The sequence below is a fragment of the Ruminococcoides intestinihominis genome (assembly GCF_040096285.1).
Classification (GTDB): domain Bacteria; phylum Bacillota; class Clostridia; order Oscillospirales; family Acutalibacteraceae; genus Ruminococcoides; species Ruminococcoides intestinihominis.
Genome location: NZ_JBBMEY010000004.1, coordinates 1 through 14,364 on the forward strand (window position 1 = coordinate 1; position 14,364 = coordinate 14,364).

Consider the following 14,364-nt stretch of genomic DNA (forward strand, 5'->3'; position numbering starts at 1 on the left):
AATTTCTAGCTGAATAGTGTGGGAAAGCTAACCGAAGAAGGTGAGAGTCCTGTAAGCGAAAGGAAGAGTCAGTCAGTTGTATCCAGAGTACCGCCGGACACGTGAAACCCGGTGGGAATACGGGGGGACCATCCTCCAAGCCTAAATACTACCTAGTGACCGATAGAGAAGAAGTACTGTGAAGGAAAGGTGAAAAGCACCCCGGGAGGGGAGTGAAAGAGAACCTGAAACCTTGTGTTTACAAGCACCGAAAGTCCATCAAAGGACGATCGGGTACCTTTTGTAGAATGGTCCGGCGAGTGTATGTATCTAGCAAGGTTAAGCACTTAAGGTGTGAAGCCAAAGCGAAAGCAAGTCTGAATAGGGCGACAAGTTAGATGTATACGACCCGAAACCGGGTGACCTACCCATGGCCAGGCTGAAGTGAAGGTAAAACTTCATGGAGGGCCGAACCGACTCCCGTTGAAATGGTAGCGGATGAGTTGTGGGTAGCGGAGAAATTCCAATCGAACCCGGAGATAGCTGGTTCTCTCCGAAATAGCTTTAGGGCTAGCCTTGAAATAGATTACTGGAGGTAAAGCACTGAATTGGCTAGGGGCCGAAAGGTTACTGAACCTTATCAAACTCAGAATGCCAGATAATCGTTTTTCAGGAGTCAGACGGTGGGAGATAAGTTTCATCGTCAAAAGGGAAACAGCCCAGACCCACAGCTAAGGTCCCAAATTATAGTTAAGTGGAGAAGGATGTGGGATTGCATAGACAACCAGGATGTTGGCTTAGAAGCAGCCACTCATTAAAAGAGTGCGTAATAGCTCACTGGTCGAGTGATCCCGCGCCGAAAATTTAACGGGGCTAAACTATAAACCGAAGCTTGGGATACCGTAAGGTATGGTAGGAGAGCGTCATGTAAGGGGTGAAGTCATAGCGAAAGCGGTGGTGGACTTTACATGAGTGAGAATGCCGGAATGAGTAGCGAGAATTAAGTGAGAATCTTAATGGCCGAAAGTCTAAGGTTTTTGGAGGAAGGTTCGTCCGCTCCAAGTAAGTCGGGAGCTAAGGCGAGGCCGAAAGGCGTAGTCGATGCACATACGGTTGATATTCCGTAACCACTGACAACTTAAACAAAATGACACTTTAGAAGGGCTTGACCCGGGTGCTGGTAATCCCGGGCGTAAGGGACCGAAATTTAGTAGGGAAGCAAGCTTGGATGGAGGCGAGAAAAGTTTTGTGTATGTAATGTTGGTGCCCGTACCGCAAACCGACACAGGTGGACAGGAAGAGAATTCTAAGGCCAGCGGGAGAAGGGTAGTTAAGGAACTCGGCAAATTGACTCCGTAACTTCGGGAAAAGGAGTGCTCTCGAGAGAGAGCCGCAGTGAATAGGCCCAGGCGACTGTTTAGCAAAAACACAGGTCTCTGCCAAATCGAAAGATGAAGTATAGGGGCTGACACCTGCCCGGTGCTGGAAGGTTAAGAGGAGGAGTGAGAGCTCCGAATTGAAGCCCCAGTAAACGGCGGCCGTAACTATAACGGTCCTAAGGTAGCGAAATTCCTTGTCGGGTAAGTTCCGACCCGCACGAATGGTGTAACGATCTGGGCACTGTCTCAACTACCCGCCCGGCGAAATTGTAGTACCGGTGAAGATGCCGGTTACCTGCGACAAGACGGAAAGACCCCATGGAGCTTTACTGTAGCTTGATATTGGGTTTCGGTAATTTATGTACAGGATATGTGGGAGACTGGGAAGTTATGGCGCCAGCCATAATGGAGTCGATGTTGGGATACCACACTTAGATTGCTGGAATTCTAACCTGTGGCCATGAAACTGGTCAGGGGACATTGTCAGGTGGGCAGTTTGACTGGGGCGGTCGCCTCCGAAAGAGTAACGGAGGCGCTCAAAGGTTGGCTCAGCACGGACGGAAACCGTGCATTAGAGTGTAAACGCGTAAGCCAGCCTAACTGCGAGGGTGACGGCCCGAGCAGTAACGAAAGTTGGAGTTAGTGATCCGGCGGTATGTGAATGGAAATGCCGTCGCTCAACGGATAAAAGCTACCCTGGGGATAACAGGCTGATCTCCCCCAAGAGTCCACATCGACGGGGAGGTTTGGCACCTCGATGTCGGCTCATCACATCCTGGGGCTGTATTCGGTCCCAAGGGTTCGGCTGTTCGCCGATTAAAGTGGTACGCGAGCTGGGTTCAGAACGTCGCGAGACAGTTCGGTCCCTATCTGTCGTGGGCGCAGGATATTTGAGGAGCTCTGTCCTTAGTACGAGAGGACCGGGATGGACGTACCTCTGGTGCACCAGTTGTCACGCCAGTGGCACAGCTGGGCAGCTATGTACGGAACGGATAAACGCTGAAAGCATCTAAGCGTGAAGCCGACTCCAAGATTAGATATCCCATCAGAATATGAGTAAGACCCCTTGTAGACTACGAGGTTGATAGGCTGCGTGTGTAAGCATGGTGACATGTTCAGCTTGGCAGTACTAATAGGTCGAGGGCTTGACCACAAGAGTCTTTTTTGGTCAGCTAGTAAAAGCTAGAAATTCTTTATTCAGTTTTCAGGGTGTAACCCCTTTTAAATAGGTTGCCAAGCAACCACTACTGAATAAATTATGGCACACTACTTAGTGTGCCTTTTTTGTTATGTTTTGAAATTTTATTTTGTGATATATTTTGCATTGTAAGTTAAATTATGATATTATAACATTATCTGGAATTGCTATTGTGCTAATGTATTGTGAAAGTGATATATATGATGATAAAATTACATTATTTGTATGAGGATTGTTGTGTTATGGGTGCTAAATTGTATCAAGTATGGTTAAAGCGAATATATAAAAAACATAACATTTATGTTGGTACACCACTTGACATAAAGGACGATATTCTTGTTTACTTAACTTCTTTCAAACCTAAGTGGATTACCTCTGCCCGAATAATTGATAAAGTTACCGGTAAGGCTGTTATGGATATTGTTAATAATTCTTTTAGTGATGGTGAATATATATGGAGTGCTTCTGATATTTACCACTTAAATAAATACAATATACCTCTTTTTGCTGAATTTATCGAGTATTTTATTAATCATTGTAAATTAGGTGGAGTGGGTGGTCATTAATATGAAGAGAAAAGTATTTATATTATGTTTATTGTTCGTAATGTCAGTTGTTTTTGGTGGTTGCAGTATTCCAAATTTAATTCTTAATAATAAGACAGAAAGTTACAAATATTCTTTAACAGCAAGACAAAAAAAGATTTTAAAGCAAGAAGGATTGCCTTTAGACTATGAAAAGTTGAATGATACGCAGAAGAGTGCAATCGAATGTATAGAAGATATTTTTAAATATCTGGATAAGACATATCCAAAGGAAAAATATGTTATTAGAACAGCTAACATATATATACTTCTTTATTATTACTATAATTTTTTAACATTTATTTTTATATTTTATTTTATCATTTAAGAATTTATGATATAATATAACAAAAACTAAAGGATGTTATTTATGAAAAGACTGATTATAATTTCACTTGTTATTGTTACAATCTTTACTTTCGTTGGCTGTGGAACAGAAAGTAATTCAAGTTCAAAAACTTCAACAACAGTAACTACTACTGTTGACTCAATAAAAAGCAATAAGTATTATAACGATATTGACAGTGCAATTCAAACAATTGTAAAGGCATACAAGACAAAGTCATTTAATGAGAGAGCTGCTATGTATCCTGATTACTTTATTAAGGGTGAATATGGTGGCAATGCAGGCCTAAAGGAAGCTATCAAAGGCTTTTATACTTGTGATACTGAGTATAAGATTAATTCAATTAAAGATATGACTGACAAATATGCTAAGAAGTGCATTAAAGAAATAAAGGACTATTACGATGTTGATGTTAATATTGAGAAAGTAGTTCTAGCTAATGTTTCTTACAAATACACTAATTATTCTGATAAGAGACTTGATGATTCTGAGTTAGTTCCAACTGATGAATACTATATTTCTATTGACGGTAAATGGTACTATGGTTGGGGACTTGAAATTAATTCTGAGGTTTCTGAGCAGGTTGTTGAGTGATTTAATTGTAAAATATTATAATTAAACTACATTTATTTATTTCCACTAATAAATTTTTCACATTGTTTTTCTATTATGTAAATGTCTCTAAAATACAATTTTTTAGTTGACATTTCCAAAATACACGAATATAATAGGGACAAATCAAGAAACTGAAATGACAAAGGCGTCACACATTGAAGTGTGATGCCTTTTCTGTTTTCTTGAATATTGTTGCTGACAATGGGGTTATGCTATATGCATAACCTCTTTTTTACTTATCTGAATGTGTCAGAAATCTTGTTCAGATAGAAAGAGGGAGTAAAAGTGGAAAGTAAATTTCTCAAGAAATGTGTTTCAGTACTGCTAACTGTTTTGATGGTTTGCAGTGTGGCTGTTATTAATGTTTCAGCTGAAGTAACTAATGGTGATGGAAAGTTAAAAATTTCTGTAGTTAACTTTGACTCAAAATGGGGCGATGTTAACGCCAATGTAGCAAAAATGGTTGACTACATTGAAAAGGCAAAGGAAGACAATGTTGAATTTTTAGTTTTCCCTGAAATGTGTGTCAGTGGTTATTGTTATTCATATGACCTTGATGATGCACAAAGTAAAATGGCAGTTAAAACTGCCGAAACTGTAGATGGCCCAACAGCTACAAAGATTGCAAAGTTAGCTGATGAATATGACATGTGGATTGCTTATGGTGCAACAGAGGTTGTTCCTAATGATAGCAAACATGCTTACAACTCAGTATTTGCTTGTTCACCTGATGGTACAGTAACAACGTATCAGAAGATGCATCCTGTTGAGGGTATATGGTGCAAAGCCGGTTCTACTCCAACAATTTTAAATACTGCTGAGGGTAAGGTTGGTGTTAGTATTTGTTACGATACATATGCAGTTCCTGAGCTTGAAAGATATTACGATGCTCAGGGTTGTAGAGTCCTTCTAAATCCAACTGCTACATCAAGAGGCAGCTATGATGAAAAGGATGGCTCATTAAATACAACTAATTGGCAATGGTATTATGAAAACAGACTTGAGTCCATTGTTGATAGAGATGGAATGTATATTGCAAGTGCTGATTTAGCAGGTAAAGAATATGATGAAAATGGTGAGTTGCTATATAACTTCCCAGGTGGTAGTGTTGTAATTGGTCCGGGTGGTACTAGTGACTCAGGTAAATATTCAAAGGATTATGCCGGTGGTGCATCAGTTCAAGAACCGGGAATGTATACAGGAGAAATTACTTTATCATCAGCTCGTGGTGGTGATGTAAACAGTTCAATCTTCCAACCTAACCTATATGCAGAATGGTATAAAGATTTAGCTGATGACACTAAGGAAGATAAAGTTTCTTCCGGTACAGTAAGTGACCCTACAATTGCAACAGTTAATTTCCAAGCAGTATGGGGTGATTTAGATAAAAACCTAGAACAGATGGAAAACTATATTGTAACTGCTAGTAAGAGTGATGCAGACATTATTGTATTCCCTGAAATGGCGCTACAAGGCTACTGTTCAGCATATGACCCTGAAAGTGCTACATATAGACTTGCAGTTGACAAGGCTATTACAAAGAAAGGCTACTATGCTAAGACACTTTCTGAATATGCAAAGAAATATGATATGTATGTAATCTTCGGTGCATCAGAAAAAATTCCGGCATCTGAAAATCCTGATGAACTTGATCAAGCATATAACTCAGCATTCTGTTGTAGTCCTGACGGTACAGTAACAACATATAGAAAGATTCAACCGGTAGAAGGTGCATGGTGTAAGAGTGGTACTAATCCGGTAATTATTGAAACTCCTTATGGTGGAATTGGTTTAAGTATTTGTAAAGATACTTATTCCTATCCTGAACTTGAAAGATACTATGGTGCTAAGGGTTGTAAGTTTATTGTGAATCCAACTGCAACTTCTCGTGGTGGTGCATCAAGATGGAGTTGGTACTATAGCAGAAGACTTGAAAGTATTGTTGATAGAGATAAACTTGTTGTTGTATCTGCTGACCTATGTGGTACTCAGTATGATAATGATGGTAATGCACATTCTACATTCCCCGGTGGTAGTTGTGTAATTGCTCCTCTAAGAAGTGCAAAGAACAGTAGTTATGTTGACTATGTTGCCGGTTCATCAAAATATGACCCTGAAAATGTTGGAATGAGCATTGGCAGAATCAATACTGCATCTAAAAAATATAGCATTGGCTTTAGTATTGCAGGATTTAACCCAAGCATTTATTCAACAATGTACGGTGTATTAGCCGGTACTAAGGATGTCAGCGAAATCACTGCAACTGACTCAGCAATTGTAAGTGTGTCAACTGAAATAGTAGATGCCTCTACACTTGAAAAGTCAGGTTATTCACTTGAGAGTAAAGTATATAATGTTGAAACAGGATTAACAACACCTTTCTATGGTGACTCAATTTATAAGAAACTATCAAATGTTACTGCATCTGTAGTAGGTGATAGCACATCAGAAGTATATTCAGTAGTTGATGGTAAGTTAACTAAGGTTGATACAACATATAGTGACGGTAAACTATCATTTACAACATCAGGTGGTACATATTGTGTAGCAAGCTATAAGGAACTTCCTACAACCGTTACTGTTAATAAATCTGCTAAAGTATATGTAAAGGGTAATTATCAGATTAAAGCTAATGTTAGTAACGGTAAAGGTACAACAACTTATAAGTCAAGTGACAGTAAGGTTGTAAAGGTATCTTCAACAGGTAAGGTAACTGCACTGAAGAAAGGTACTGCAACTGTTACAGTAACTAACAATGGTGTTTCAAGTGCTGTTAAATTCACTGTAAGAAAACCTACACTTAATAAGAAGGTAATTACTCTAAAAGCTAAAAAGTCCTTTACACTTAAAATTACAGGCAAAATCGGTACTGCTAAATTTAAGTCAAGCAATACTAAGGTAGCTACTGTAAGTGCTAACGGTAAAGTAACTGCAAAGAAAAAGGGTATTGCTTTCATTACAGTAAACACTAATGGCATTGTACTAAAGTGCAAAGTTGTTGTTAAATAATATTGATAATACTGCTTTCTCCTAATATTAAAATACTCATACAGATTGACCTTGCTTATGCAGGGTCAATTTTGTTGCAATAAAGTAATAGTTATGTTAGAATGAAACAACAGGATGTATATTTTTGTTTTTTGAAAAGAGGTATATATGAAAAAAATATTGATTATGGGTGGAACAATCTTTGTAAGTAAATATCTTGCTACATATTTTATTGCAAAAGGCGATGATGTTTATGTGTACAATAGAAATACACACAAACAACCGGAAAAAGCAAAGTTAATTGTTGGAGATAGGAACAATATCGGTGATTCTTTGAAACAATATGACTTTGATTTAGTGATAGCAGTTAATACTTATACAGGTGATGATATGAAGGAATTGTTGTCATCTTTGTCCACTATAAAAGATATAGTCTTCATTAGTTCCAGTGCAGTTTATCCTGAAACCTTACCACAGCCTTTTAAAGAGGAACAACTTGTAGGGGATAATTCAATATGGGGAGATTATGGAAGTAATAAAATAGAAGCTGAACAAGTATTGCTTAGTAAAGTTCCAAATGCTTATATAATAAGACCTCCTTATTTGTATGGAAAAATGCAAAATTTGTATAGAGAGGCTTTTGTATTTGATTGTGCTGAGATGAATAAACCTTTTTATATTCCTAATAATGGCGATATGAAATTGCAATTTTTTGATGTTGAAGATTTATGTAGGTTTATCGAAATCTTAATAGACAAAAAGCCTGACGATAGAATTTTTAATGTCGGTAACGAAAAAATTGACACAATTAATACATTTGTAGAAACTTGTTATAAAGTTGTTGGTTCTGAATTGGAGAAAAAATATGTAGATAAAGGCTACAATCAAAGGGATTATTTTCCTTTTCATAATTATAGTTATTGTTTAGATGTATCAAAGCAGAAAGAGCTAATGCCAACAACAAAGTCATTGTATCAAGGATTAAAAGAATCTTATGAATGGTACAAAAATCATAGAAATGATGTAAATAGAAAAGATTACATATCTTTTATTGAAAATGAATTAAAAGATATTTAAATATCACACAAAATTCATAAATCTATGATATAATAAGAAAAAAATTAAAAAGGAATGTATAATATGAAGAGATTAATTGTTATTGCACTACTTGCAACAATGATGATTGGTGTGACAGGTTGTGGCAATAGTACAGACACAGGTTCAAGTACAACAACTACTACAGCCCAAAGTACCACACAATCAACTACTGTGACAACAACTGCATCATCAGCTGATACAAATAGTGTTGCAGCTAATGTATATGACGGTACAGGTGAGAAACAAGGTAAAAAGCTGGTTTCTATTAAGTGGAAAGAAAAGTCTAAAATTAATGTAATCAACAGTATGTTACATACAAGCAATGTTATTACTAAGTCAGGTGGAGGAAAGGAAAAGACCTTTAAGGCATCTGATGCTGACAAGATTTATGAAGTTGAATTAGTTAATAAAAACTTTGCTAACAACTACTTCTTTGTTTATATTATTGATAACAAGGTTTATATGCTTGGCAAAGAATTTGCAAAGAATGAGAATACAGAAGTCAGTGGTTATGCTGATGTAACTGTTAAAGAATTTAATAGTCTTTTAAAATAAACTTTAGGCACTTACAGTTTTGTAGGTGCCTTTTTATGTGAAAACAAAAGAAAAAGCTAACCATAAAGGTTAGCATATAAGAAAGTTTTATAAAATTTGTATAATAACATAAAACAAAATCCCTACTCTTTCGAGTAGGGATAATTTATTTATAGTGGAAAAGTAATTTTAAATTACTTTACGTGCCATAGATCCTTAGCATATTCTAGGATTGTTCTGTCAGATGAGAACATACCTGCATTAGCAATGTTGATTAAGCACTTCTTACCAAATGCTGTTCTATCCTGATAATCCTTGTTGCCCTTAATCTTAGTATCAACATAATCCTGAAGATCAAGTAGTAGGAAGTAATGGTCTGGGTCATGCCAAGCAGTACCATTTAGGATAGCTGTGTATAGTTCAGCAAATGAACCTTCGCCAACTGCACCACCGTCAGAGAATGTACCGTCAACCAAAGTATCAAGAACTGCCTTGATTTCTGGGTTGTTATCATATACTTCTCTTGGGTTGTAAGTCTTGTTAGCCTTTAGTTCGTCAATTTCTTCAACTCTAGCACCGAAGATGTATTCATTTTCGATACCTGCCTGCTGAGCGATTTCAACATTAGCACCGTCATAAGTACCAAGTGTAACTGCACCGTTTAGCATAAACTTCATGTTACCTGTACCTGATGCTTCTGTACCTGCTGTAGAAATCTGTTCTGAGAAATCAGCAGCAACAACAATCTTTTCTGCATAAGAAACATTGTAGTTCTGTACAAAGTGAACCTTTAGCTTATCCTTAGTATCAGGGTCGTTGTTAACTAGTTTAGCAACTTCGTTGATGTACTTAATGATAGCCTTAGCTCTGGCATAACCAGGAGCTGCCTTAGCACCAAAGATAAATGCTGTTGGCTGCCAATCCTTTAGTTCGCCCTTCTTTAGCTTGTTATAAATCATAACAATTGAGAATGCGTTTAGTAGCTGTCTTTTATATTCGTGAAGTCTCTTAACCTGAATGTCAAAGATGAATGATGGGTCGATTTCAACACCTTCAGTATCCTTGATGTAGTTAGCAAGCTGAGTCTTCTTTTTCTTCTTAATTGTGTTAAATGCACGAACAGTCTTAGCGTCAATGTTCTTTTCCAGACCCTTAAGAACTGATAGATCCTTTAACCAACCATCGCCAACTCTTTCTGTGATGAAGTCAGATAGTTCTGGGTTACATAGACCTAACCATCTTCTCTGTGTGATACCGTTAGTCTTGTTCTGGAATCTTTCAGGATATAGTTCATACCATTCCTTTAGAACATCGTCCTTTAGGATTTCTGTATGAATCCAAGCAACACCATTTACATAAGAACCAACATAACAAGCTAGTCTAGCCATATGAACTAGGTCGCCGTCAATGATAGCCATTTTCTTAGCAAACTGTTCATCGCTAACACCCTTAGCGTGCATATCGTTGTATTCGTGAATAGCAATTCTTTCGATAATTGTAAGAATTTCAGGTAGAATTTCTCTAATTAGGTTCTTGTCCCACTTTTCAAGTGCTTCGCCAAGAACTGTGTGGTTTGTATAAGCAAATGTCTTCTGTGCAATATCAATAGCTTCTTCAAAACCAATACCTTCTAGACCTAGAAGTCTGATTAGTTCAGGAATAGAAATAACAGGATGAGTATCGTTTAGCTGAATAGCTGCATGACTTGAGAACTTGCTGAAGTCATTGCCGTACTTAGCCTTATATCTCTTAATAATATCCTGTAGGGAAGCTGAACAGAAGAAATACTGCTGTTTTAGACGAAGTAGCTTACCTTCGTGAGTACCATCGTTTGGATATAGAACAGAAGAAATGTTTTCTGCATCGTTCTTAGCCTTTACAGCTTCATCATAGTGTGATGCGTTAAATGCTAGGAAGTCGAATTCGTCAACTGCTTCTGCCTGCCATAGACGAAGAGTGTTAATGCTCTTTGCACCATAGCCAATAACAGCCATATCATAAGGTACAGCCTTAACTGTCTGATCCTGGAACTTAACTTCAACTGCATCTTCTTCTCTACGGATGCACCATGGATCTTCAAATCTCTGCCAGTTATCAGCAATTTCTACCTGATAACCGTCTTCGATTAACTGCTTAAATAGACCGTACTTATAACGGATACCATAACCGTCTAGTGGAACTTCCTGAGTAGCTGCTGAATCTAGGAAACAAGCTGCTAGTCTACCTAGACCACCGTTACCAAGAGCTGCATCATCAATATCTTCAAATACATTGATGTCAATACCTTTAGACTTTAGTAGCTTCTTAGTTGTGTCAAGAATACCCATGCAGTATAGATTGTTGTACATCATTCTACCCATTAGGAATTCAGCTGAGAAGTAGTATGCTCTTCTCTTAGAAGCTTCCTTCTTCTGACACTTTTCCCAAGTATCAGCAATTTCACCCATCATTGCTTTACCTAGGCAAAGGTGAAGTTCTGCCGGTGTAAGTTCCTTAAGAGTCTTACAGTAGTCGTTTTTTGCTGTTAATTCAAGATTTTCAATAATGCTCATTTTTTAATTTTCCTCCAGTCTTGAACTGTTGATTACCATTTCCTTTAGCTGGTCTGCTAGTTCATCTGTTAGCACACTGCCGTCAATTCTCCAAACCCAGTTACCACCAAGTGTTGATGGAACATTCATTCTTGCCTCTGTACCAAGACCAAGAATATCCTGCATCTGGATAATAGCTGTGTTAGCAACACTTTCGTATGCTGTTCTGATGATACCCCAGTTAAATGTTTCCCATTCAGGCATCTTACAGTATTGTCTAGCAAAAGCAACATCTTCAGGCTTAGCTTTTGCTGCCCAACCCATAAGGGTATCGTTGTCGTGTGTACCAGAATATACAACACAGTTTTCTGTGTAGTTGTGTGGTAAGTAATCATTAGCCTCACCACTATCAAAAGCAAACTCCAATACCTTCATTCCAGGGTAACCGGTTTCTTTTAGAAGTTCCTTTACACTGTCAAAAAGGTCGCCTAAATCTTCAGCAACGATTGGTAGGTCACCCAACTTTTCTTTCATCATATTGAAGAATTCAATGCCGGGACCGTCATACCAGTCACCACCGATAGCATTTTCGGCCGGATAAGGAATGGCATAATAAGTATCAAAAGCTCTAAAGTGGTCGATTCTTAGAATATCAAAGAGCTTTGATGCAGCAGCAATACGATTGAACCACCATTCATAATCTGTTTCTTTTAGATAATCCCAGTCGTACAATGGATTGCCCCATAGCTGACCTGTTGCAGAGAAATAGTCTGGTGGACATCCAGCTACTCTTACAGGTTGATTGTTTTCGTCAAACCAGAAAATTTCAGGATTTGCCCAAGTATCTGCTGAGTCCATAGCAACATAGATTGGCATATCACCAAGAATCTTGATGCCAAGGTCATTTACATACTTCCTGAATGCTTCCCACTGTTCATAGAACTTGTACTGTAGAAAACTCCAGAAGTCAATTTCATCCTTGAACTTTCTTTCGTATTTTTTAATAGCCTCAGGCTCACGAAGCTTGATTTCTTCGTCTGGCCATTCTGTCCAGGCTTTCATATCAAAGTTTTTCTTAACAGCCATATAAAGGGCATAGTTCTTTAGCCACTTGCTGTTCTTTCTCTTGAAAGTAGTAAAAGGCTTTCTGTCGCAATTCTTCTTGAAATTCTCAAATGCAACTCTTAGTACATCAAATCTGTACCAATAAATAGTAGCATAGTCGATTTCAAATTCTGAGTCGCCCCAGTAACCCTTGTCAATATCTTCTTGAGTAAGTAAACCTTCTTCCTTGAGAGTATCAAGGTCGATCATATATGGATTACCTGCAAAAGTTGAAAAAGACTGATAAGGTGAGTCGCCGTAGCTTGTAGGACCAACAGGAAGAATCTGCCAGATCTTCTGACCTGCTTTCTTCAAAAAGTCTGCAAACTCACGAGCTTCTTTACCTAGTGTACCAATACCGTAAGGAGAAGGTAAACTAGTAATAGGCATTAAAATGCCGGCTTCTCTTGCCATAATGTCAACTCCGTTCGTTAATATTTAGTTGTCTATTTTCCGTTTAATGGAATACCAATATTAAAAATGTTGTGTTTGTTTCGGTTGCCTACACAACTTAGGCAAAAACCAACTTCTAAAATTTTACCATAAATCTTGACAAAAATCAAGTATTTTCTATTCTACTGAGTTCCTAGTAGCCTTGATTGCAAGTAGCATACATAGGTTTGTAGTCATTGTTCGCACTTCATTCCTAGAATGTGGTGTATAGTGGCAAAGTTCAGCCCTATATATTGTGGTACTTTCTTTTGTTGCAATTCCTATAAAAACTAATCCCACAGGCTTTTTGGCTGTTCCACCGGTAGGTCCGGCAATGCCTGTTGTTGATACCCCTATATCAGATGAGGAAAGTTCCTTGATTCCTTCACACATCTGAGTAGCAGTTTCTTGGCTAACTGCACCTACTGTATTTAGTATTTCGTTACTAACACCTAAGACTTTGTTTTTGATTCTGTTTGCATAGGAACAAACACCTAATTCAAAAACATTACTTGCACCACTGACATTTGTAATCCTCTGTGAAATCATACCACCGGTACAACTTTCGGCAGAACTGATTTTCAAATTTCTGTCTGTCAGTTCCTTTACAAGGGTGTTTTCTAAAGTAGCAGTATCTATATCTTTCATTAAGTTATAATAATCTTTGTCTGTGATTAAAGTAGCCATTTTATCACCTCGTTATTATTTTATCAAAAAACCTTATCTATTGCAATTATAGTTGTGTTTTGTTATATTAGTTATAGACTAAAATGACTTTACGGTAATTTTATTTGGGTGAACATTGTTTGCCCTACCTTTTATAATATAGGATACAAGGAGCAAAGCTATGCCACATTTTTTTGTTGATGAAGAAATTGAGTCAAAGGAATATTCACTTTTTGGTGAAGATGGTCGCCATATATCAAAAAGTCTTAGAATGAATAAGGGTGAATCCCTAACTTTGTGTTCACCCAGTGGTACTGTCCATAATTGTGTAGTTGAAGAAATAAGTGGTGATATGGTAAAGGTAAATGTTCTTTCCAGCAAAATTTCCGAAGCTGAACCTGATGTAAAGGTAACACTTTATCAAGCCCTACCTAAAGGTGACAAAATGGAGCTTATTATTCAAAAGGCAGTTGAAATCGGTGTAAGTGAGATTGTGCCTGTTATTTCTTCAAGATGTGTCAGCAGACCTGACAAAAAGTCATTAAGTAAGAAAACAGTCAGATGGCAAAAAATTGCAAAACAAGCTGCTATGCAAAGTGGCAGAGGAATTGTACCTAAAGTTAGGGAATGTATTTCCTTTAATGATGCAGTAAAAAGTGCTAAAGGAGATAAAGTTATTTTTTATGAACTTGGTGGAGAAAGTGTAAAAACTATTCTAAAAGATAAACCAAGTGAAATAAGTATGTTTATTGGCAGTGAAGGTGGATTCAGTTCTGAGGAAGTTAACCTTGTTACAGAAAACGGTGGCAGAAAAGCTACCCTAGGTAAAAGAATTTTAAGGGCAGAAACTGCACCTTTAGTTGCATTAACTTTAATTATGTATGAAACAGACAATATGGAATGAGGTAAT

The 14,364-nt window shown here is 37.6% G+C and carries 10 protein-coding genes and 1 rRNA gene; 8 read left to right on the forward strand and 3 right to left on the reverse strand.

The annotated features are described in order from the left end of the window. The 7 genes from WMO18_RS01940 to WMO18_RS01970 form a co-directional block, all read left to right on the forward strand. Positions 1 to 2,511, forward strand: a 23S ribosomal RNA gene (locus tag WMO18_RS01940); the annotation flags it as partial. Between the two features lie 245 nt (positions 2,512 to 2,756). Beyond that, positions 2,757 to 3,122, forward strand: a complete 366-nt coding sequence (locus WMO18_RS01945; protein ID WP_329978593.1) for a hypothetical protein — start codon at positions 2,757 to 2,759, stop codon at positions 3,120 to 3,122. Position 3,123: 1 nt separating this feature from the next. After that, complete coding sequence (locus WMO18_RS01950) at positions 3,124 to 3,468, forward strand: hypothetical protein (RefSeq protein WP_329978595.1); 345 nt, start codon at positions 3,124 to 3,126, stop codon at positions 3,466 to 3,468. 42 nt (positions 3,469 to 3,510) lie between these two features. After that, positions 3,511 to 4,080 carry a hypothetical protein gene (locus WMO18_RS01955; protein ID WP_329978597.1) on the forward strand — a complete coding sequence of 190 codons (570 nt, stop codon included), beginning with the start codon at positions 3,511 to 3,513 and terminating at the stop codon, positions 4,078 to 4,080. A 306-nt stretch (positions 4,081 to 4,386) separates the two neighbouring features. Further along, positions 4,387 to 7,110 carry a nitrilase-related carbon-nitrogen hydrolase gene (locus tag WMO18_RS01960; RefSeq protein ID WP_211147274.1) on the forward strand — a complete coding sequence of 908 codons (2,724 nt, stop codon included), beginning with the start codon at positions 4,387 to 4,389 and terminating at the stop codon, positions 7,108 to 7,110. A 147-nt stretch (positions 7,111 to 7,257) separates the two neighbouring features. After that, a complete protein-coding gene (locus WMO18_RS01965) occupies positions 7,258 to 8,166 on the forward strand; it encodes an NAD-dependent epimerase/dehydratase family protein (protein ID WP_367286261.1) in 909 nt (302 codons plus the stop codon). Positions 8,167 to 8,229: 63 nt separating this feature from the next. Next, entirely contained in the window at positions 8,230 to 8,742 is a 513-nt protein-coding gene (locus tag WMO18_RS01970) for a hypothetical protein (RefSeq protein ID WP_211147275.1), read from the forward strand. Between the two features lie 173 nt (positions 8,743 to 8,915). Here WMO18_RS01970 and WMO18_RS01975 read toward each other — a convergent pair whose 3' ends face one another. The 3 genes from WMO18_RS01975 to WMO18_RS01985 all read right to left on the reverse strand — a co-directional run bounded on the left by WMO18_RS01975 (position 8,916) and on the right by WMO18_RS01985 (position 13,475). Further along, positions 8,916 to 11,273 carry a glycogen/starch/alpha-glucan phosphorylase gene (locus WMO18_RS01975; protein ID WP_367286262.1) on the reverse strand — a complete coding sequence of 786 codons (2,358 nt, stop codon included), beginning with the start codon at positions 11,271 to 11,273 and terminating at the stop codon, positions 8,916 to 8,918. A gap of 3 nt (positions 11,274 to 11,276) precedes the next feature. Continuing rightward, entirely contained in the window at positions 11,277 to 12,770 is a 1,494-nt protein-coding gene (gene malQ, locus WMO18_RS01980) for a 4-alpha-glucanotransferase (protein ID WP_211147277.1), read from the reverse strand. A 156-nt stretch (positions 12,771 to 12,926) separates the two neighbouring features. Further along, positions 12,927 to 13,475, reverse strand: coding sequence for a CinA family protein (locus WMO18_RS01985; protein WP_211147278.1), 549 nt, complete (start codon positions 13,473 to 13,475; stop codon positions 12,927 to 12,929). Positions 13,476 to 13,635: 160 nt separating this feature from the next. On the opposite strand from WMO18_RS01985, the gene WMO18_RS01990 reads away from it, so the two are divergent. Next, positions 13,636 to 14,358 carry a 16S rRNA (uracil(1498)-N(3))-methyltransferase gene (locus WMO18_RS01990; protein WP_211147279.1) on the forward strand — a complete coding sequence of 241 codons (723 nt, stop codon included), beginning with the start codon at positions 13,636 to 13,638 and terminating at the stop codon, positions 14,356 to 14,358. The last annotated feature ends 6 nt before the right edge of the window (positions 14,359 to 14,364 follow it).